10 protein-coding genes and 2 pseudogenes are annotated in these 20,058 nt (G+C 59.2%); 6 read left to right on the top strand and 6 right to left on the bottom strand.

Annotated features, from left to right (window positions below):
• Window positions 1-606 precede the first annotated feature (606 nt).
• The 3 genes and pseudogenes from CDA56_RS08610 (at window position 607) to CDA56_RS08600 (ending at window position 4,962) form a co-directional block, all read left to right on the top strand.
• Window positions 607-3,819: pseudogene (locus tag CDA56_RS08610) on the top strand (molybdopterin cofactor-binding domain-containing protein).
• 12 nt (window positions 3,820-3,831) lie between these two features.
• Window positions 3,832-4,290 carry a (2Fe-2S)-binding protein gene (locus CDA56_RS08605; protein WP_009651983.1) on the top strand — a complete coding sequence of 153 codons (459 nt, stop codon included), beginning with the start codon at window positions 3,832-3,834 and terminating at the stop codon, window positions 4,288-4,290.
• 66 nt (window positions 4,291-4,356) lie between these two features.
• Window positions 4,357-4,962, top strand: a complete 606-nt coding sequence (locus CDA56_RS08600; protein ID WP_102803467.1) for a nucleotidyltransferase family protein — start codon at window positions 4,357-4,359, stop codon at window positions 4,960-4,962.
• A 66-nt stretch (window positions 4,963-5,028) separates the two neighbouring features.
• Here the strand turns inward: CDA56_RS08600 and fdhF are convergent, their stop codons facing one another.
• Both fdhF and CDA56_RS08590 read right to left on the bottom strand, forming a co-directional pair.
• A complete protein-coding gene (gene fdhF / locus CDA56_RS08595; protein WP_102803466.1) occupies window positions 5,029-7,176 on the bottom strand; it encodes a formate dehydrogenase subunit alpha in 2,148 nt (715 codons plus the stop codon).
• 136 nt (window positions 7,177-7,312) lie between these two features.
• Window positions 7,313-8,785, bottom strand: coding sequence for a nucleobase:cation symporter-2 family protein (locus CDA56_RS08590; protein ID WP_103814090.1), 1,473 nt, complete (start codon window positions 8,783-8,785; stop codon window positions 7,313-7,315).
• A 512-nt stretch (window positions 8,786-9,297) separates the two neighbouring features.
• Between CDA56_RS08590 and ygfT the strand changes: the two genes are divergently transcribed.
• Together ygfT and CDA56_RS08580 are read left to right on the top strand one after the other, a co-directional pair.
• A complete protein-coding gene (gene ygfT / locus CDA56_RS08585; protein WP_102803464.1) occupies window positions 9,298-11,238 on the top strand; it encodes a formate-dependent uric acid utilization protein YgfT in 1,941 nt (646 codons plus the stop codon).
• Entirely contained in the window at window positions 11,235-11,711 is a 477-nt protein-coding gene (locus tag CDA56_RS08580; RefSeq protein WP_014229768.1) for a 4Fe-4S dicluster domain-containing protein, read from the top strand. Before ygfT ends, CDA56_RS08580 begins: the two co-directional genes overlap by 4 nt.
• 95 nt (window positions 11,712-11,806) lie before the next feature.
• Here the strand turns inward: CDA56_RS08580 and ssnA are convergent, their stop codons facing one another.
• Together ssnA and ygfK are read right to left on the bottom strand one after the other, a co-directional pair.
• On the bottom strand, window positions 11,807-13,138 hold the full coding sequence (ssnA, locus tag CDA56_RS08575) for a putative aminohydrolase SsnA (RefSeq protein WP_165795099.1): 1,332 nt from the start codon (window positions 13,136-13,138) through the stop codon (window positions 11,807-11,809).
• A gap of 2 nt (window positions 13,139-13,140) precedes the next feature.
• Window positions 13,141-16,245 (bottom strand): putative selenate reductase subunit YgfK, encoded by a 3,105-nt coding sequence (gene ygfK, locus CDA56_RS08570; protein ID WP_102803462.1) that lies wholly within the window; start codon window positions 16,243-16,245, stop codon window positions 13,141-13,143.
• 531 nt (window positions 16,246-16,776) lie between these two features.
• On the opposite strand from ygfK, the pseudogene CDA56_RS08565 reads away from it, so the two are divergent.
• Window positions 16,777-17,553 (top strand): annotated as a pseudogene (locus CDA56_RS08565) (XdhC family protein); the annotation flags it as partial.
• Between the two features lie 112 nt (window positions 17,554-17,665).
• Here CDA56_RS08565 and arcC read toward each other — a convergent pair.
• Together arcC and hydA are read right to left on the bottom strand one after the other, a co-directional pair.
• A complete protein-coding gene (gene arcC / locus CDA56_RS08560; protein WP_047723613.1) occupies window positions 17,666-18,598 on the bottom strand; it encodes a carbamate kinase in 933 nt (310 codons plus the stop codon).
• 12 nt (window positions 18,599-18,610) lie between these two features.
• On the bottom strand, window positions 18,611-20,017 hold the full coding sequence (gene hydA / locus CDA56_RS08555) for a dihydropyrimidinase (protein ID WP_057174092.1): 1,407 nt from the start codon (window positions 20,015-20,017) through the stop codon (window positions 18,611-18,613).
• Window positions 20,018-20,058: the final 41 nt, after the last annotated feature.

The raw sequence follows: 20,058 nt of genomic DNA, 5'->3' as shown, positions 1-20,058 counted from the left end.
TGATTATTACCGCTATAAGTGAAATAAAAATACAAACAGATCACATTTTGAAAGTTTTATTTCGGTTTGGTTTTGTGGGTTATGTGTAACAGCCTTGTGTATAGAATGGCTATTTTTATAATTAATTGATATGCATGGCAATTTTTTGGATTGTTTACGGAGAGATAGCCCGATGGCAGGAAAATGAATTGTTAAAATTATGATATATATCACATTTGTTAACATGCTTGTTTATGAAATTTAAATTTCATTATTGTGTTTGTTTTATTTTTTATTCGAAATTTGAGGGGCGTCAAAAAGCTTCATCACCTCGATACGCGTTTTGCCGCAGGGTGACGGTTGCGCTCAATGCCCGGCGGCGGCAGGAGCTGCGGATGCACCGCTGGCATCACCCTGGAAACACAATTGAGAACCGCCAATTATCATAGTGATACTCATGCTCTCGTTTTGATAATCAGCGGCGACCTCATGCGCTTTTTATTCGTTAACCGGCCGCTATTTTTAGATACGCCTCACATAACTCAGCCTGAAATAACCCTTTATTTATAGGTGGCATAGCCATTGCTTTAATCCGTTATCTTTCTTTGTGAGTGGAGACTGAAAAATATGGATACATTGCTAGTTGGCAGTGAGGTGCCCCGCGTAGACGGGCTCGCCAAGGTGACGGGTAAAGCGGTCTACGGCGATGACATTATTATGAACAATATGCTGTATGGCGTTTGTCGCTACGTGGATATTCCTGCCGGGCGCATCGATGCGCTCGACCTGTCGGAGGCGGAAAAAGTGCCCGGCGTCGTGCGTATTGCCACCTGGAACGATATCCCCGGTCAGCGCAAGCTGGGAGCGATTGTTCCCGATCATCCGCCGATTATCGACAAGGAGATCGCCTACCGCGGCGACGTGGTTGCCGTGGTGGCGGCGGAAACCTACGAGGCAGCCTGCATCGCCGTCGATAAAATCAAAATCACCTACACCCCGTGGGAGCCGATTACCTCCCCGGAAGAGGCGATGAAGCCCGGGGCGCGCCTTATTCACAGCGAACTCGATAGCAATATCATCAACCGCCACCACACGGCGAAGGGCGATATCGATGCCGGTTTTGCCGCCTCCACCCATATCTTCGAACGTGAGTATGAGGTGGGGTTCCAGGAGCACGGCTATATTGAGCCGGAATCGATTACCGCCTACCTGGACAATAATGAACAGATCATGACCATCGAAGGGTCGATTCAGAACGCTCACCGCACCCGGGCGGTGATTGCCAAATATCTCGACCTGCCCCAGGCGAAGGTCAACATTAAGCGCTCCGTCCTCGGCGGCTCCTTCGGCGGTAAAGATGACATTATCGATAACGTCTCCTGCCGCGCGGCGCTGCTGGTGCACCTGACCGGACGGCCGGTTAAGATCTCCTATAACCGCGAACAGTCGATGCGCGAGAGCTACAAGCGCCATCCTTATAAGATGAAATACCGCATTGGCGTGGACGACGACGCGCGCATTCAGGCGATTAAAATCGACATTATCGCCGATGGCGGCAGCTACTGCGGCCAGACGGTGTTTGTCACCTGGCGCAGTTCCGTGCAGGCGGCGGGCCCCTACAACATTCCTAACGTACGCGTCGATCTGGTGGGCGTTTACACCAACAACAACTATACCTCGGCCTACCGCGGCTACGGCGCGCCGCAGGTCATTTTCGCCAACGAATCGCTGATGGATGACGTGGCGGGCGAACTGGGCCTGTCGCCCGTTGAATTCCGCTTGCGCAATATTCTCAAGCAGGGCGATACCAGCATGGCCGGGCAGGTCTTCAGCGAGCACACCGTCTCCGCGCGGGAGGTGCTGGAGAAGACGCTGCTCAAGGCCGAATACGAGGCCAAACGCGAACACTACAAAAAGCTTAACGCGGAAGGCGGCCCGATCCGCTACGGGATTGGCTTCGCGCTGAGCCATCGCGGCTGCTCTCTGGGGGCCGAGGGGCTGGATGCGTCCTCGGCGCTGATTCAGGTGAATGCCGACGCCAGCGTGAACATCTCCACCTCGGTATCCGAGAACGGGCAGGGGCTGCAGACCACCATGTCGCTGCTGGCGGCGGAAGCCTTTGGTATTGGGCTCGACCGGGTGATGTTTAGCGAACCGGCCACCGCGATGATCGCCGACGGCGGCTCAACGGTCGCTTCGCGCGGTACCCTGATGGGCGGGCAGGCGATCCTGAGCGCGGCGAACAAAATTAAACAACGCATGGCGGACGCCGTCAGGGAAACGCTGAAAGCGCGGAGCATCGACGATATCGCCTGGCAAAATGGCAAAGTGTTCAACCGCCACAGCCCGGCGCTGAGCCTCAGCTTCCAGCAGGTGTGCGATATGACCCGGGCTACCGGGGCAAACCTCTCCGCCTACGGCTGGCACGTGGCGCCGAATATTCACTGGGATGAAGAGAAGGGCTGCGGCAGCCCCTATTTCACCTAGGTGTACGGCTGCCAGCTGGCCGACGTGGCGGTGGATATGCGCACCGGCAAAATCACCGTCAATAACGTCGTCGCCACCCACGATGTCGGTAAAGTCATTAACCCGGTTGGTTTTAGCGGCCAGGTCTACGGCGGCGTGCTGCAGGGGATGATCGGCTACGGCATGCTGGAGGATTTCAACACCGAGCACGGCGTGGTGAAATCGGAAAACTTCGATACCTATCTGCTGCCGACCATCAAGGATATGCCGCACATCGATATCATTGCGGTGGAAAACTACGATAAAGCGGGCCCGATGGGGGCGAAAGTTATCGGCGAACCGGTACTTGAACTGGGCGCTGCGGCTCTCAATAACGCGGTGAGCTTCGCCATCGACCGCCCCAACCGGATCCTGCCGCTGACCCTCGAGCAGGTTCGCCTGGGTTATAACCTCAAGAAGCCGGAGCGCCAGAGCGAGCAGATGCTGGAGTCTGGCGATAAGAAACAGGTTCACCGCCTCAACACCCTATCGCTGAGCGTCCCGCAAACCCTGAAAGAGGCCCTGACGCTGATGGCCGAGAAGGGGGCAATGCCTATTGCCGGCGGCACCGATGTGCTGGTGCAGGCCCGGATGCTGTCCGGCGAGGTGCCGCTCGTCAACATTGCCGGACTGGCGGAGCTGAAAGAGATTTTTGACGTTGAGGGCGGGATCTCCATTGGCTCCGGCGTCTGCTTTACCGACCTGGTTAAGCATCCGTTGATTCAGCAGCGCTATCCGCTACTGGTTACGGCCTGTAAAACCGTCGGCTCCCTGCAGCTGCGCAACCGGGCAACGATCGGCGGCAATATCGTCAACGCCGCCCCGTGCGCGGACTCCATGCCGCCGCTCATTATCTACGACGCGGAAGTAGAGCTGCGCAGCGCGCGCGGAACGCGCCGGATGCCGGTCAGCGAATTCGTCGTGGGCGGCTATCGCACCCTTCTTGAGCCCGATGAGCTGGTTGTCCGCTTTATCCTGCCGGCGCCGACGCAGCAGCCGCTGATCAATCGCTATCTGCAGCTTGGCCGGCGCAATGCGTTGAACATTACGCGCCAGAGCTTAACCGGGCAGTTTATGGTCGATAAGGGCGTGGTTCGCCTGTGCCGTCTGGTGGATGGCGCGCTGATGGCCAAACCGCAGCGGTTGACTGAGGTTGAGCAGGCGCTCACCGGGAAGGCGTTAGACGCCGCCGCCATTGACTATGCGGCCGGGGTACTGCACGACAAGGTAGAAAAAGCCATCGGCGGACGCTGGTCTGCGCCTTATAAAGTCCCCGTATTTATCGATATGTTCCGGCAGATGCTGCAGGAAGTTATGACAGAGCAGAAAAAATAAGGAGCCATGAACATGAACCATATTGAGCTAAAAGTGAATGGCATCCGCATTGCCCGCGATGTGAAAGACAATGTCCGCCTGATCGATTTTCTGCGCGAGGAGCTGAAGCTCACCGGCACCAAAGAGGGCTGCTCGGTGGGCGAGTGCGGAGCCTGCACCGTGATTATGGACGGCAAATCCGTCTGCTCCTGCCTGCTGCTGGCTGCCCAGTGCAACGGGGCGGAGGTCACTACCGTCGAAGCGCTGCATCACGATCCGGTCGGTAAAAAATTGCAGAACGCCTTTATTCGTCACGGCGGCGTTCAGTGCGGCTTCTGCACGCCCGGCGTGTTGATGAGCGCCAAGGCGCTGCTGGATGCCAACCCGGCCCCCAGCGACGATGAGCTGAAAGAGGCGCTGGAGGGGAATATCTGCCGCTGTACGGGATATCAGCCGATCATTACCTCGATTAAAGCGGTGCTGAAATCCTGATCGCCGCAAGCGCCGCCGTCGCCAGCCGACGGCGGCGTTGTATTCGTCTTCAGGGGGAGGATGACGATGAGCAAAAAAATGGATAAACAGTGCGTTATGCTGGCCGCCGGGCTCTCCAGCCGGATGGGCAAATGGAAAATGATGATGCCGTGGGGCGAGGGAACGATTCTCGATAGCGCCCTTGCCAGCGCCCTGGCGTTCTGCGATCGGGTGGTGCTGGTGACGGGGTTTCGCGGCGACGAACTGGCCGCGTGCTATCGGGATCATCCGGGCGTTGAGGTGGTCTTTAACCCGCAATATCAGGACGGTATGTTCTCTTCTATTCAGTGCGGGGTAGGCCATATTCGCGCTTCGCGCTTCTTTCTGGCGCTGGGCGATATGCCGGAGGTCACGCCGGGCGTCTACCGCCGGCTGTGGGCCAACGCCGACGCCGGGAGCTGCATTATACCGGCCTACGATCGCGGTAAAGGCCATCCGGTTCTTCTGCCCCAGCGGGCGATTTCTCTGATTCGTAGCGCGCCGCAAGGGGCCACCCTGCGGGACGTTATCGGTCAGATGGCGGCGCGCGTTATCCCCGTGGCGAATCAGGGGATTCACTGGGATGTTGACACTCCGCAGCAGTATCTTGAGGTCGCGCGCCGCTGCCGCAAAGATCTGGCCGCCGTCGGTTAACGCTGGCGAAAGGAAGAAGAAAAGACAATAATCGCCCCGGGGCGCACAGCGCCGGGGCGATATTTTTTACCCCGCGGCGCTTTCGCGCAGACGGGCTTTCAACTGGCTGTATTCCTCACTGACGTACCGTTCGGCGGCGCGCTGATCGGCAATACGCTCAACGTTAACGGCGCAGTACTTGTACTCCGGGGTTTTGGTTATCGGGCTGAGATTCTCGGTGACCAGCTCGTTGCAGGCGCCAATCCACCACTGATAGGTCATGTAGACCGCCCCTTTATTCGGCCTGTCGCTGATTTTCGCCCGGGAAATCACCTTGCCTTTGCGCGAGTTAACCCACACCAGCTCTTCGTCCTCAATGCCGAGCCGTTTGGCGTCGGCGGTGTTGATCTGGATGTAGCCCGGTTCGTCCGCCAGTTTGGCCAGCGCAGCGCAGTTGCCGGTCATCGAACGGCAGGAGTAGTGGCCCACTTCGCGCACCGTGGAGAGCACCAGCGGATAGGCATCGCTCAGCTTATCGACCGGCGCCTGCCATTCGCAGGTGAAGAACTGCGCCAGCCCGTTCGGCGTGGAGAACCGTTCCGCAAACAGATACGAAGTGCCCTGGTCCGCCTCCGACTCGTCGCGGCACGGCCACTGCACGTAGCCCAGTTCTCCCATCTTCTCGTAGGTCGCGCCGAAGAAGTTGGGGCACAGATGGCGGAGTTCATCCCAGATCTGCTGCGTGTTGTCGTACTTCATTGGATACCCCATCCGGGTGGCGATTTCGCAGATGATTTGCCAGTCGGTCTTCAGATCCCACTTCGGCTCCACCGCCTTGAAAAAGCGCTGGAAGCCGCGGTCCGCTGCGGTATAGACGCCCTCATGCTCGCCCCACGAGGTCGAGGGCAGAATCACATCGGCCGCCGCGGCGGTTTTGGTCATAAAGATATCCTGGACAATAACCAGCTCCATCTCTTCGAAGGCCTGACGTACGGCGGAAAGCTCGGCGTCGGTCTGGAGCGGATCTTCCCCCATAATGTACGCCGCCCGCACTTCGCCGTGCGCCACGCGGTGCGGCAGCTCGCTGATGCGATAGCCAGGGTTCTCCGGCAGGCTCTCAACGCCCCAGGCGTTGGCGAACTTCTCCCGGTTTTCAGGGAATTTCACGTACTGATAGCCGGGATAGGTGTCCGGCAGCGCGCCCATATCGCAGGCGCCCTGGACGTTGTTCTGGCCGCGCACCGGATTGACGCCGACGTGCGGTTTCCCCAGATTCCCGGTGAGGATCGCCAGGCTGGTCAGGGAACGCACCGTTTCGACGCCCTGCCAGAACTGGGTTACGCCCATCCCCCACAGAATCATGGCGTTTCCGGCGGTGGCGTACAGCCGCGCGCATTCGCGAATCTGCCTGGCGCTGATGCCGGTGATGGCTTCCACCGACTCCGGCGTATAGCCTTCGACGATGTTGCGATACGCTTCGAAGCCTTCGGAACGCCCGGCGACGAAGGATTTATCGTAGAGATCTTCTTCGATAATTACCTGCCCGATGGCGTTGAGCAGCGCAATGTTGGAGCCGTTTTTCAGAGCCAGATGCAGGTCGGCGATGCGCGCGGTTTCGATTTTACGCGGATCGCAGACGATGATTTTGGCCCCGTTGCGTTTGGCATTGAGGATGTGATTCGCCACGATCGGGTGCGAATCCGCCGGGTTATAGCCGAAAATAAACACCAGATCGGTATTATCGATCTCGGTGATGGCATTACTCATCGCGCCGTTGCCGACCGACTGGTGCAGACCTGCAACCGACGGGCCGTGTCAGACGCGTGCGCAGCAGTCGACGTTATTGGTACCAATAACGGCGCGCGCAAATTTTTGCATGATGTAGTTGGTTTCATTGCCGGTGGCGCGCGAAGAGCCGGTGGTCTGAATCGCATCCGGCCCGTACTTCGCTTTTATGTCGCTGAGGCGGCTTGCCACGTAATCGAGCGCTTCCTCCCAGGAGACGGACTCCAGCTTACCGCCGCGCCTGCGGCGGATCATCGGCGTTTTCAGGCGCGGGGTGAGGATCTGCGGGTCGTCAATAAAATCCCAGCCGTAGTAGCCCTTCAGGCACAGGGTGCCCTGATTATTTTTCCCCATCGCAGCGTCGGCGCGGGTAATTTTTCCCTCTTCTACCGTGAGCTGCATTTTGCAGCCGGAGGCGCAGTAGGGGCAGACGGTCGTGACTCTTTTCATAGCAGTGGTCCTTAAACTTAGAACAGCAGGGCATAGCTAAAGCGGCCGTTCAGGCCCTGCGCGATACCCTGCTGCACGACGGGGATCGCCAGCAGCAGCAGGGTGATCAAGGCAAACAGGAGTCTGGTGAGCATCATTACCCCTCCTGCGCTTCTTCAGGCTGTCTCCCCTTCTGAACTTTGCGCAGCAGGAGCCACATTCTGACGGTTCTGACGGCCATGTTGCGCGCCGCCGAGCTTGGCGGGGCCGGATCGGGGACCGGCGTTTCGTGGTTAACGCGGAAGGGCACGCTGCCGTTGAGGGTGAGGTTGGCAACGATAGCCGTCAGGGTGCCAATCGTAATCCCGCTGTGCAGAAACAGCTGAACCATCGGCGGAAACTGGGTAAACAGATTGGGCACCAGCACCGGCATCATGCCGAGGCCGAGCGTTAATGCCACCACCATACCGTTATTATTGTTGCGGTAGTTGACCTGTCCCAGGGTACGAATACCGGACACCGCCACCATACCGAACATGACAATGCCCGCGCCGCCGAGGATCGGTTTCGGTATCAGCACCACCAGCGCCGCCATCCTCGAGAACACACCCATCAGAATCAGAATGATGCCGGAGACCGACACCACAAAACGGCTGCGCACCCCGGTTAAACCGATCAGGCCGACGTTCTGCGCGAACGCGGCGTAGGGAAACAGATTGAAGAAGCCGCAGATAGTGGTCGCGATACCGCAGGTGTTGAGGCCGTTGCGCAGCATCTTCGCGTCCACCTTTTTCCCGACGATATCCCCGGTGGCCATCATCGAGGACATAGTTTCCACCATCACCACCACCATCACCATCGACAGCAGGGCGACGGGGATAATATGAAATTCAGGTTTGGCGAAGGGCATCAGGGTCGGCAGATGGAGCCAGGGGGTGGCGTGGACGAGGCTAAAGTCGAGAGGCTTAAAGCAGCTCCAGAGTACGGTGCCGATGATAAGGCCGATCAGCACCGACGTGTTTTTCACGACGCCGGAGGCAAAGGTGTAAATATTGAGAATAATCACCAGCGTGATTGCCGCCATCAGCAGCGAGAAGGGGGCGCCAAAGCCGCTCATTTCGCTGCTACCGCCGCCAATCCACCCGCCTGCCACCGGCATAATAGACATGCCGATAAGCGTGACGATGCTGCCCATCACCACCTTGGGAAAGAAGCGGATGAGCTTGCTAATCCACGGCGCGCAGCAGAGGATAAAAATACCGGACACGATCACCGCCCCGGAAATACCGCCGATCCCGTACTCCTTACCGATCAACACCATCGGGATCAGCGCGGCGAAGGTACAGCCCTGGATAAGCGGCAGCCGACAGCCGAGCCACTTACCGACCCCCAGCGACTGTACGATGGTGGCCGCGCCGCAGATAAACAGGTCGGCGCTAATCAGTAAAATAATGTGCTCTGGCGGGAGTCCTACCGCATTACCCACAACGAGCGGAACCGCCACGGCGCCCGCGTACATCACCAGCACGTGCTGTAGCCCATAAAGAATCATTTGCGTAACGGGTAATATTTCATCGACCGGTGCGGTCGAGTTCCCGTTTTGTGAGGCGGAATTGGCGATATCTTTCATGAAGTTGTTATCTCCTGTACGACTTCACTCCATATAAACATGAACAGAGCCGAAGTTACGATTCGAAGGCCGCTGCCTCCCTGAGCCGATGCGTTCATCAGCGTGTTGCGCGCACGAGAAGTAATATGCGTAAGCTGTGCCAAAAATAAGCGCCTGGAGAATTGAAGGAGAATTGTGTGAAATAACTCACGAGAAAAAGGCGGGAATATCGACGCGCTGAGAAACTTCTCAAATAAATCTCTTGGTGAATAAACGCGCGCTATCACATTGAGACAGGTAGCGTCTCATTTTGGTATCACGCGCGATAGGTTGAATTATCAACATGATTAAACCCTGAGCGCGGAGAATAATTTTTGTTCAGCGAGAGCGGATATATATCGCGCCGCTAAGCGAGAGTGGGCCTGTTTTTTTGAGACGGCTCGCAAAAATAAGCACCATATGAATACCCTGAACAAAAGCGCCTGATTATTGCATTGCTTCCCGGTGAGTCCTGGAATAATAAAGGGAAGCAAATGAATAAATTTATTGTTGCCGATTCTGCAAACTGTATTGGCTGCCACGCCTGTGAAGTGGCCTGCGTCACCTCTCATCGCCAGGACAGCTGGCCCCGGCAGCGCAGCGACTTTCTGCCGCGCATTCGGGTGTTCTTCCACCGCAACGCCAGCAGTGCGACAACCTGCCGCCACTGCAACGACGCGCCCTGCGTCGGCTCCTGTCCGACCCAGGCGCTGCGCGTGGCGAACGACAGCGTTCAGTTTACAGAGGCGCTGTGCATCGGCTGTAAAAACTGCGTCATCGCCTGTCCCTTTGGGGCCATTGAGATGGTGGCCAACGATGACGACGCGCCGCAGCTGGCGCAGAAATGCGATCTTTGCAGCCAGCATCCTTCCGGTCAGCAGGCGTGCGTGGCCAGCTGTCCAACCCAGGCGCTGCAACTGATGGATGAGGCCGCCGTTAACCGGCTGCGTAGCGCGCGGCAGATTCGCTCCGCGCTGGAAACTCCGCTGGGCGCCGTTCGCGGCGCCAGACGCAGCGCGATACTCAATAAACCTCCTCGGGTGGGCGCGAAAAAAGTGCCCGCCGATGACCGCATGCAGCACTTCGGCGAAATCTATCAGCCGCTGAGCGAGTGCGATGCGGAGTATGAGAGCGAACGCTGTCTCTACTGCGCGCAGAAAGCGTGGTGCAACTGGACCTGTCCTTTACATAATCATATTCCCGATTTCATCCGCCTGGTGAGCGAGGGCAAGATTATCGAGGCGGCGGAGCTGTGCCATCAGAGCAGTTCCCTGCCGGAGATTTGCGGCCGCGTCTGTCCGCAGGACAGGCTGTGCGAAGGGGCCTGCACCTTAAAGAACGAAGGCGGCTCGGTCGCCATTGGCAACCTTGAGCGCTATATCACCGATACCGCCCTGGCGATGGGCTGGCGACCGACAATCGGCACAGTGGCCCCGCGCCCGGAGCGGGTGGCGGTGATTGGCGCCGGGCCCGCCGGACTGGGCTGCGCCGATATTCTCGTGCGCGCGGGCGTGCACGTTGACGTCTTCGATCGTCATCCGGAAATCGGCGGCCTGCTGACCTTCGGTATTCCGCCGTTCAAGCTGGATAAAAACGTGCTTGAGAAGCGACGCGACATTTTTAGCGCCATGGGCGTCAATTTTCATCTCAACCAGGAGGTGGGGCGCGACGTGGCTTTTGCCGATCTGGTGAAAAACTATGACGCCGTCTTCCTTGGCGTGGGCACCTACGGTCTGATGGCCGCCGGCCTGGAGGGAGAGAACGCCCCCGGCGTGATTCAGGCCCTGCCGTTCCTGATTGCCAGCACCCGCGAGGTGATGGGGCTCGAAGAGAGCCCCGAGTATCCGCTGACCGACATTAAGGGGAAACGGGTGGTGGTGCTTGGCGGGGGAGATACGGCGATGGACTGCCTGCGCACCGCCGTTCGCCGCGGCGCAGCGAGCGTGACCTGCGCCTACCGTCGCGATGAGCTGAGCATGCCCGGGTCGAAAAAAGAGGTGGTGAACGCGCGGGAGGAGGGGGTGAAATTTGAGTTTAACGTGCAGCCGCAGCGCATTCAGCTCAACCGCAAGGGGCAGGTCTGCGCGGTGGAGATGATCCGCACGAAGATGGGCGAGCCGGGCCCGGACGGCCGCCGCCGGCCGCAGCCGATCCCGGATTCCGGGTTTGAACTTAAAGCCGATGTGCTCATTATGGCGTTTGGCTTTCAGGCTCACGAGATGCCTTGGCTGCGCGGCCACGGGATAAAGCTGGACCGCTGGGGGCAGATAGTGACCGGCGGCAAAGGGCGCGGAACGACGCAAACCAGCCATGACAAAATCTTTGCCGGCGGCGATGCCGTGACCGGCGCGGACCTGGTGGTCACCGCCATGGTTGCCGGGCGGCAGGCGGCCAGCGAGATGTTGATGCAATTCACGGCCCGGGAGGAGATATGACTCGTTTTATCGTTGCCAGTTCGCAGGCCTGCATCGGCTGCAGGACCTGTGAGGTAGCCTGTGCGCTGGAACACGTGGCGCCGGGGGCGGAGTTTCATCCCCGCCTGAAGGTGATGCGCCTCGACGAGCTTAGCGTGCCGGTGATGTGTCATCAGTGCGAGAATGCGCCCTGCGTGGGCGCCTGCCCGACCGGGGCGCTGAGCATGGGGGCGGAGAAAGTGGAGGCCGACGGCGGGCGCTGCATTGGCTGCCAGAGCTGCGTGGTCGCCTGCCCGTTTGGGGCGATTACCATTGAGGTGGAGGCCGGTGTGACGCCGGTTATCGTTAAGTGCGATCTTTGCGGCACCCGGGAGCGCGGCCCCGCCTGCGTTGATGTCTGCCCGACGGCGGCGCTGAGTATCATGACCGAAGAGCAGCTCAGCGCGCTGCAAAAGCAGCGCAATATCGCCACCGCCGCGCTGCTGTCGCTGTAAACCTCGCGCCCGGCGGCGCGGAAGCTGCCGGGCAATTTCATACGCCCGCGTTCTGTCAGCAAAAAAAACCGGCCTGCCAGGCCGGTTTAGCGTTTTTACGCGGGGAGCGCATCCATTCGCGCCCACATTTTTTTCGCCACTTTCTGCGCTTCGCGGAATATCGGCTCGCAGTCGAAGCTGAACTGGCGATCCTCGTAGATCATCACGCCGTTCACCATGACGCTGCGCACGCTGTTTGCCCCCAGACCGAAGGCGATATGTCCGGCGATGTTTTCCGCGATAAGCGGCGTCGGCGCCATATAGTCGCAAATGGTGAGGTCCGCTTTATAGCCCGCCTCAAGGCGGCCAAAGCGGGCGCTGAAGTTGCGATTCAACAGTTCATTGCCGTTGCTCAGCGCCTTCGCGAAGCTGTCCGGCCACAGCGGCCCGCCGGCGTCGCGGTGTTTAAAGAAGGCAAACTTCATCTCCTCGAACATGTCGGAACCGATGCCGTCGGTGCCGAGCGCCAGATTGCGCATCTGCGGCAGGCGGGGGTTGTAGCCGACGTGGTTGTTCATGTTGGAGCGGGCGTTGTGCACCAGGAAGCCGTCCTGCGCGTTGAGCAGCTCGACGTCGGCATCGGAGATGTACAGGCCGTGGGCAATCAGCGTCTTACTGTTGATAAGGTCGAACTTCGCCAGCCGTGCCAGAAGGTCCTTGCCGTAAAGGTGATGGCTGTGAGAGACATCGTAGCGGTCTTCCGCCGCGTGGATATGCAGGCCGCGGCCGGTGGCTTTTAGCGCTTCACGCAGCATCGCCAGACCTTCATCCGGCACGGTGAACGGCGCATGGGCGCCGATATGGGCCTCGACCAGATAAGGCTGGTCGCCCTTTTCGCGCGCGGCGTCGATCTCTCTGGCGAAGCGAATGTTCTCCTCAACGCTGTCGCGCAGCTCGCGGCTGCCAAAGTTGCGGTCGGTGGTTTCGAAGCAGGTCATCCCGCGCAGCCCGATTTTGAGGAAGGCGTTGCGCAGCTGGCTCAGGGAGCCCGCGATATAGTGGGGCGACGCATGATGATCGACAACCGCCGTGCAGCCGCTGCGCACGGCCTCCATGGCGCAGATCAGCCCGCTGTAGTAGAGCGACTCTTCGTCCAGCGCCCGGTCAAGGCGCCACCACAGGTTTTTCAGCGTGGAGATAAAGTCCGGGCTGGGGGCGATATTGGCCTGAATCCCCCGGGACAGGCCGGAATAAAAGTGATTGTGGGAGCAGACCATGCCGGGCATCACCAGCTGCCCGCGCATCTCTTTCACCTGCGCCTGCGGATAGCGCTGGCACAGGCCGGGGCCGACAGCGAGAATTTTATCGCTCTCAATGGCGATATCGACGTTCTCCCACACTTTCGCCGGATAGATCTGCGCGGCGGTGGCATTTTTCAGGATCAGGATACTCATACTTCAACGCCTCCCAGAAGATAGCTTTGGTGCTGATGAATATGGCTTATGATGCGGCACATGGCGTCCAGCTGGGCCGGTACCTCGTTAAACTGGCCGCGGTCGTTAATTTCCAGCTGCCACGTCTGGTCGTCCTGACGCACTTTGACGCTGGCGCCCGCGACGAAGAAGCCCGGATTGGTGCTGTTGACAAAATCCTGCTCCAGGCTGAACACGGTGATTTTGTCTTTATACGGTTTTCCCTGCCACGGGCAGAACTGAGCGCAGTTGCCGCATTCGTTGCAATAAGCGTCCAGATGCAGGGTCTGGAAGCGATTCTGGAAGCCCGGCACGGCCACGGAAATATTGGCGCGGTTCGGACAGACGTCGACGCACTTGCTGCACACGTAGTTGCACTCCAGGCAGCGGCTGGCTTCCTGCTCGACAAAAGCCTCGCGCTGGTTTTTATCCACCAGCGTGACGGCGATGGCGCCTTTACGCTGGTATACCTTCGCCGGATCGACGTTGTTCCAGACTTTGTTTCCGTAGCTGCTGGCGATATTTTCCCGGGCCAGGATCGCGTCCGTGGCCCGTCGCGCGTTGCCGATAGCGGAGACGATAGAAGAGGGGCCGCGCTGAACGTCGCCGATCAGGAAAACGTTCGGTTTGCTGGTCTCGCCATCGGCGTTGACCACCGGCCAGCCCTGCGGGTCGAGCGGGATCCCCATTGCCGACAGCGCTTCGCCGTCCTGCTGCTCGCCGATGGCGGTAATCAGAGAGTCGACTTGCAGGGTGCGAATCTCATCGGTTTCCACCGGGCGGCGGCGGCCTTTCTCATCCGGCTCGCCCAGCTTCATGACGCGTACGACGAGCGTCCCGTCGGCGTTAAACTGTTCCGGGTTGCATAGCCACTCGAAGTCGACGCCGTCGAGCAGCGCCTCATCGTACTCTTCGCGCCAGGCGGGCATCTCTTGCTGCGAGCGGCGATAGACGATGGTCGCGCTCTGCACGCCGGGTACGCGCAGCGCCGCGCGGGCGCAGTCCATGGCGGTGTTGCCGGCGCCGACCACGGCCACGCGTTTGCCCAGCTTCAGCTCGGCGCCGCGGTTAAACTCGCGCAGGAACTGCAGCGACTTATGCACGTTCTGGTTATCGCCCCCCAGCTTCACGCCGCTGTTTTTATCGGTACCGGTGCCGACCAGCACGTAACGAAAACCTTTCGCCTGCAGTTTTTCCACGCTCAGATGCGGATCGCAGCCGTACTCAATTTTGACGCCGTGGGCGACGACAAAATCGATATCGTGCTGGATAAGCTCGCCGGGAATGCGGAACTGCGGAATGATATTCTTCACCACGCCCCCGGCGCTGGCTTCGCGTTCAAAAACCGTGACCGGATGCCCGGCGCGGGCGAGGAAGTATCCGGCGGCGAGACCGGCAGGGCCCGCGCCGATCACCGCTACCGGGTGCCGGGAGCCGGATCCCGCGGGCTTATGCCAGCGGCTGTGGTACTCGTCCCAGCCTTTCTCCAGCGCCACTTTTTTCAGTTCACGGATGTTGAGCGCGCTGTCGTAATCCAGACGCGTACAGTTGTACTGGCACTGGTGGTCGCAGATATGACCGGTGATGGCCGGCAACGCGTTGCGCTGATAGATCAGCTCCAGCGCGTCGGCGTAGCGATGCTCGCCCAGCAGGCGGATATATTCCGGAATATCCTGCTTGATGGCGCAGGCCGTCACGCAGGGGGCGACGTAGCAGTCCAGCAGCGGCAGCGGCTCGCCGGTATCAATGCGCTCTTCCGGCTTCCACTGTTTCTGGGTGTAGTCCATGCTCACCGCTTTTTCCGCCAGCGCGTTGAGGCGCTCGACGTCGATCTGCGTCATGTTCCAGCCGTCGGCTTTCTCCAGCTCGCGCATGCACTCGCTCAGGCGCAGATATCCTCCCGGCTTCAGCAGGTCGGTGGCCATGGTGATAGGGCGAATGCCGGTGTCGAAAATCTCGCGAATGTTGAGCTGGCTGGCGCCGCCGGAGTAGGAGATCGGCAGCTTGCCGTCAAACGCCCGCGAGAGCAGGGCGGCTACGTTGATCGATAGCGGGAATAGCGCGCGGCCTGACATATACATTTCATCTCCCGGCAGCGTTCCCTTGTTGTTGACGGTGCCGAGGGTGTTGGTCAGCTTGACGCCAAAGCCGAGGCTGCGCGCTTTCGCCAGCGCCATCAGGCGCGTCAGCATCTCCAGCGCCCGGTCGATCTTAAGGTCGTGGTCAAACGACGCTTCGCTAAGGCCGATATAGCCGAAGCCGCAGGCGTCGAGGATCTGGCGAACGCGCTGATAGCCGAGCAGGGTCGGGTTGAGCTTCACAAAGGTATTGAGATTTTTCTCCGTCAGCATATAGCGGCAGATGGCTTCGATCTCGTCCGGCGGGCAGCCGTGCATGGTTGAGAGGGTGACGCCCTGAACCAGCCTGGCCGGCACGCGCTGGGCCAGATTGTCCAGCCCGTCTTTGCGCGCGCAGGTTGGCAGGCTGTCGATAAAGGTTCTATTTTGCAGCCAGCGGTTCAGGGTGTCGCGGTACTGGGCGAATTTAGGATGGGCGGAAGCGTCCATCATGTTGTCGATAAATTCCTGCATTGGCGGCTGCTTAATACCGTCAAGGTTGTAGCCGACGCTCATATTGAAAATAAACGACTTACTCTCTTTATGGGTGCCCAGCGGAAAGACCTGCTCCAGCAGATGCAGCGTGAACCAGGCTTTCAGGTACTCATCCCAGGCTTTTTTGAGGGTAAATTCGGTGGACCACTCGGTGTTGAAGCACTCATCTTCGGCATCGATGCAGGGCTTTTCCAGCTCCAGGCGGTCAAGGATCTGTACGGTTTTCAGCTCGATAAACCGCCCGCCGGTTAGCCAGGCGGTAATAATGTTCTGCGCCAACTGGGTATGCGGCCCGGCTGCCGGGCCGAGCGGCGTCGCGCAGCTTTCGCCGAATACGCCGATCGACCGCTGCGCCTGCGGCGTATAAAACTGTTGCTCGGGAATGCCAAAAATAGTCCGCTGACTCTGATACTCGTCGAAAATGCGCGTTAAAAGCTCCTCAAACGGCACGGGACGCATTATATCTCCCATAACCCTCTCCTTAGATATCATTGTAAGATCGACATTGCCGGTGGTAATCATCCCGACGGATAACGAAAGAGGAGCAACAATCACACCAGTTATTCAAACCGCGGCGGTAGAATAATTAATTTGTGAACCAGGTCGAAACTCGACGCGAATGCGTGAATAATTCCACAGCGGGTAAATGAGAACTCAAATCAATACGCTTTATCATTCGGCGAGATTTCTCAAAATCAGATCCGGAATATCAGAATGATAATTTATGTCGGCTATTCGGCGGTGATTTTAGCAGGCGGCTTATTTTTGCTGCGGTAACAGAGGAAATAATCGATGAGATACCCCCGTTGCAGCGTCAATAGGGCTAACGAAATGACCTGACTCACAATTTACGATGAAAAATGGCAGCTAAGTATAAATATTGCATAGTTGCTACGGGTCGCTGCGACGCTATTTCAACGCCGGGTAGACTCTCAAACTGAGAACCCGGGGAAATATCGCAGATAATCAAATAGAGCCGTAAACATCGCCTTTGAGGTTGGTATGAATATTTTTGCAGAAGCTGCACGACTTGAGGAGCAGAACCGTCCCTTTGCCCTGGCGCAGATTGTCGAAAGCCGGGGCTCTACCCCCTGACACTCCGCTCAGATGCTCATCCGGGAGGACGGTTCGATTGTGGGCACCATTGGCGGCGGGATGGTGGAGCGTAAAGTCATCGATGCGGCGCTGGAGGCGCTGCGCGAACGGGCGTCGCGAATGTTCCACGGCCGCATGGCGCGCACCGGTAGCGACGCCGTGGGCTCCGACTGCGGCGGCGCGATGTCGGTTTATATCAGCGTGCACGGCCTGCGCCCGCGCCTGCTGTTGGTCGGCGCCGGGCACGTCAACCGCGCGGTTGCCCACGCCGCGGCGCGGGTGGATTTTGACATCTGCGTCGGCGATATCTATTCCGCCAGCCTTTGCCCCGACGCTTTTCCGCTTTCGGCGCGGCTGGTGCACGCTGCCAGCTTTACGGACGTGGTGGAGGCGATGGCGGTCAGGCCGCAGGATTTCGTGCTGATTGCCACCAACAACCAGGATCGGGAGGCGCTGGACAGGCTGATAACCCAGCCGGTGGCGTGGCTGGGGCTGCTGGCCAGCCGGCGGAAAGTGCAGGCCTTTGTCCGCCAGATGCGGGAAAACGGCGTAACGGAGGCGGATATCAGCCGTCTGCGGGCGCCGATTGGCTATGACATCGGCGCCGAGACGCCAAACGAGATTGCCATCAGCGTGCTGGCGGAGATCCTGCAGGTGAAAAACGGCGCGCCGGGGGGGCTGATGAACCAGGTGAGGCAAGCATGCCAGCCGGATTGTCTGGCTGAGGCGGTTGAGGTCTGAGCTTCTGCGAGGGGAAATGTTGCCGGGAGGTTCCCGGCAACCCGTGGCGTACAGCTTATTGGCTAATAATGGTGCCCGTTTTTCCTTCAATCCCCTCTTTGGCTTTGCTCAGCATCGTGATCAGCGCTTTACGCCCCGGCCCTGAGCGGGCGAAGGCGGCGGCGGCTTCCACTTTTGGCAGCATTGAGCCTTTGGCAAAGTGCCCCTCTTCGATAAAGCGTTCGGCATCGCGCAGGGAGAGGTTATCCAGCCACTGCTCGTCAGGTTTACCGAAGTTGATCGCCACCTTTTCTACGGCGGTGAGAATGATCAGCAGGTCGGCGTCGATCATCTCCGCCAGCTTCGCGCTGGCCCAGTCCTTATCGATAACCGCGCTGGCGCCGCGCAGATGGTGACCCTCGCGAATCACCGGAATGCCGCCGCCGCCGACGGTGATCACCACGTGGCAATCATCCATCAGCGCTTTTACCGTTTGTTTCTCGATAATATCTACCGGCATGGGCGAGGCGACGACGCGACGGTAGCCGCGCCCGGCGTCCTCTTTCATGATGTAGCCGTTTTGGCTCAGCTTTTCGGCCTCTTCTTTGCTGAAGAACGAGCCGATGGGCTTGGTCGGATTAAGAAATGCCTTATCGTTAGCATCCACTTCCACCTGGGTTATCAGGGTCGCCACCGGGATATCCAGCTGGCGCGTTAGCAGTTCTTCACGAATCGCGTTCTGCAGGTCGTAGCCGATGTAGCCCTGGCTCAGGGCCACGCAGACCGACATCGGCAGCATGGGCGTATGGGCCTCGGTTTTTGCCGCGGCCTCGAAAGCCTGGTTGATCATGCCCACCTGCGGACCGTTGCCGTGAGTGACCACCACCTGGTGGCCAAGGGCGATAAGATCGACGATCGTCCGGGCGGTGTGTCGTACGGCCTGCATCTGTCCGGCGAGATCGTCGCCCAGCGCATTCCCGCCGAGAGCGAGAACAATTTTTTTACTCATAGCTTCCTCTCATTACGTTTCTGTTCCGCTGACGGCCTGGTGAGCGGTGGAAAAGGGTTGTCGGCGTAAAAAGCGGCCCTGTCCGGCGATGCCGGTAAAGGTGCCGTTATCAAAGATCACTCTGCCGTGGGAGAGCGTCTGGCGAATCGCGCCCTGACAGATAAAGCCTTCATAGGGTGAATAGTCGGCGTTGTCGTGTAGCATGGCATGACGGATGGTGGTGGTACGCTGCGGATCGATGATAACCACGTCGCCATCGGCGCCGGGCGCCAGCAGCCCCTTCTGCGGCCACAGGCCAAACAGCTTCGCCGGGTTGGCGCTGGTGAGCGCCACAAAGCGCTCAGGGGTGATGCGCCCGGTCATCACGCCGTGCGAGAACAGCAGCAGCAGCCGGTTTTCCACCCCCGGCAGGCCGTTCGGGCAGCGGCTAAAGTCGCCGCCGGAGATCTGCCTGCGCTGCTGCGCAGAGAACGCGCAGTGGTCGGTGGCGACCGTGTCAATATCTCCATCATGGATACCGCGCCATAGCGCATCGTTGTTGCTGGCGTTGCGCAGGGGAGGGCTGAGCAGATAGTTAAGCGCGTCTTCGCGCTCGTAGCAGCGCTCGTCCAGCAGCAGATACTGCGGACAGGTCTCCACCCACACCGGCTGGTGGCGTCTTCTGGCCAGGCGCAGGTACTCCAGGCCCAGGGCGTTGGAAAGATGCACGATATACAGCGGCGCGTTTCCCGCCAGCTGCGCGAGGTTGATCGTTCGGGCGATGGCTTCCGCCTCGCACTCCAGCGGGCGGCTCAGGGCGTGATAGCGCGGTGCGGTTTTACCGGCGTTGATAAATTCCGCCCGGCGCAGGGCGATGGCGGCATCGTTTTCCGGATGCACCGTCGTCAGCGCGCCGGCGCGCTGCAGGTGGCGCATCGCCTGCAATATCTCATCATCGCTGAGTTTGTACTGGTAGGTCAGATAGAGCTTAAAGCTGCTGATGCCGCTATCCACCATCATCGGGATCTCGTCGAGAATGCCGTGGTTAACGTGTTGGATAACGCCGTGAAAACTGTAGTCGATAACGGCTTTATAGGCGGCGTAGCCGCGATAGACCTCGAACTGGTGGCGCAGGTGGCAGCCGACGGGCCCGAAGCCCATATGATCAACAATGGTGGTGGTACCGCCGCAGGCCGCGGCCCGGGTGCCGGTAAAGAAATCATCGCAGCTGCGGGCGAGACCCACATCAATATTGAAATGCGTATGAACGTCGACGCCGCCGGGCATCACGTAGCAGCCCTCGGCGTCAATCACTTCGCAGGGTTGTTCTGCCTCAATAGAACTGGCAAGGCGCTTGACGAGGCCATCTTCAATGAGCAGGTCCTGCTTTAGCTGTCCGTCGGCGTTGACGACGAGGCCATTTTTAATCAGTACGCGCATAGAAACCTCAACATACCGCCGCAGAGCGCGGCGGCAGACAG

Origin of the sequence: Klebsiella michiganensis, assembly GCF_002925905.1 — a bacterium.
Classification (GTDB): domain Bacteria; phylum Pseudomonadota; class Gammaproteobacteria; order Enterobacterales; family Enterobacteriaceae; genus Klebsiella; species Klebsiella michiganensis.
The sequence above is the reverse complement of the archived record's forward strand: the minus strand, read 5'-3'. Positions and strand labels throughout refer to the sequence as shown.

Coding starts and splice junctions, on each gene's coding strand:
- CDA56_RS08605 (WP_009651983.1), top strand. CDS start 3,832: ATGAACCATATTGAGCTAAAAGTGAATGGCATCCGCATTGCCCGCGAT.
- CDA56_RS08600 (WP_102803467.1), top strand. CDS start 4,357: ATGAGCAAAAAAATGGATAAACAGTGCGTTATGCTGGCCGCCGGGCTC.
- CDA56_RS08590 (WP_103814090.1), bottom strand. CDS start 8,785: ATGAAAGATATCGCCAATTCCGCCTCACAAAACGGGAACTCGACCGCA.
- ygfT (WP_102803464.1), top strand. CDS start 9,298: ATGAATAAATTTATTGTTGCCGATTCTGCAAACTGTATTGGCTGCCAC.
- CDA56_RS08580 (WP_014229768.1), top strand. CDS start 11,235: ATGACTCGTTTTATCGTTGCCAGTTCGCAGGCCTGCATCGGCTGCAGG.
- ygfK (WP_102803462.1), bottom strand. CDS start 16,245: ATGGGAGATATAATGCGTCCCGTGCCGTTTGAGGAGCTTTTAACGCGC.
- arcC (WP_047723613.1), bottom strand. CDS start 18,598: ATGAGTAAAAAAATTGTTCTCGCTCTCGGCGGGAATGCGCTGGGCGAC.
- hydA (WP_057174092.1), bottom strand. CDS start 20,017: ATGCGCGTACTGATTAAAAATGGCCTCGTCGTCAACGCCGACGGACAG.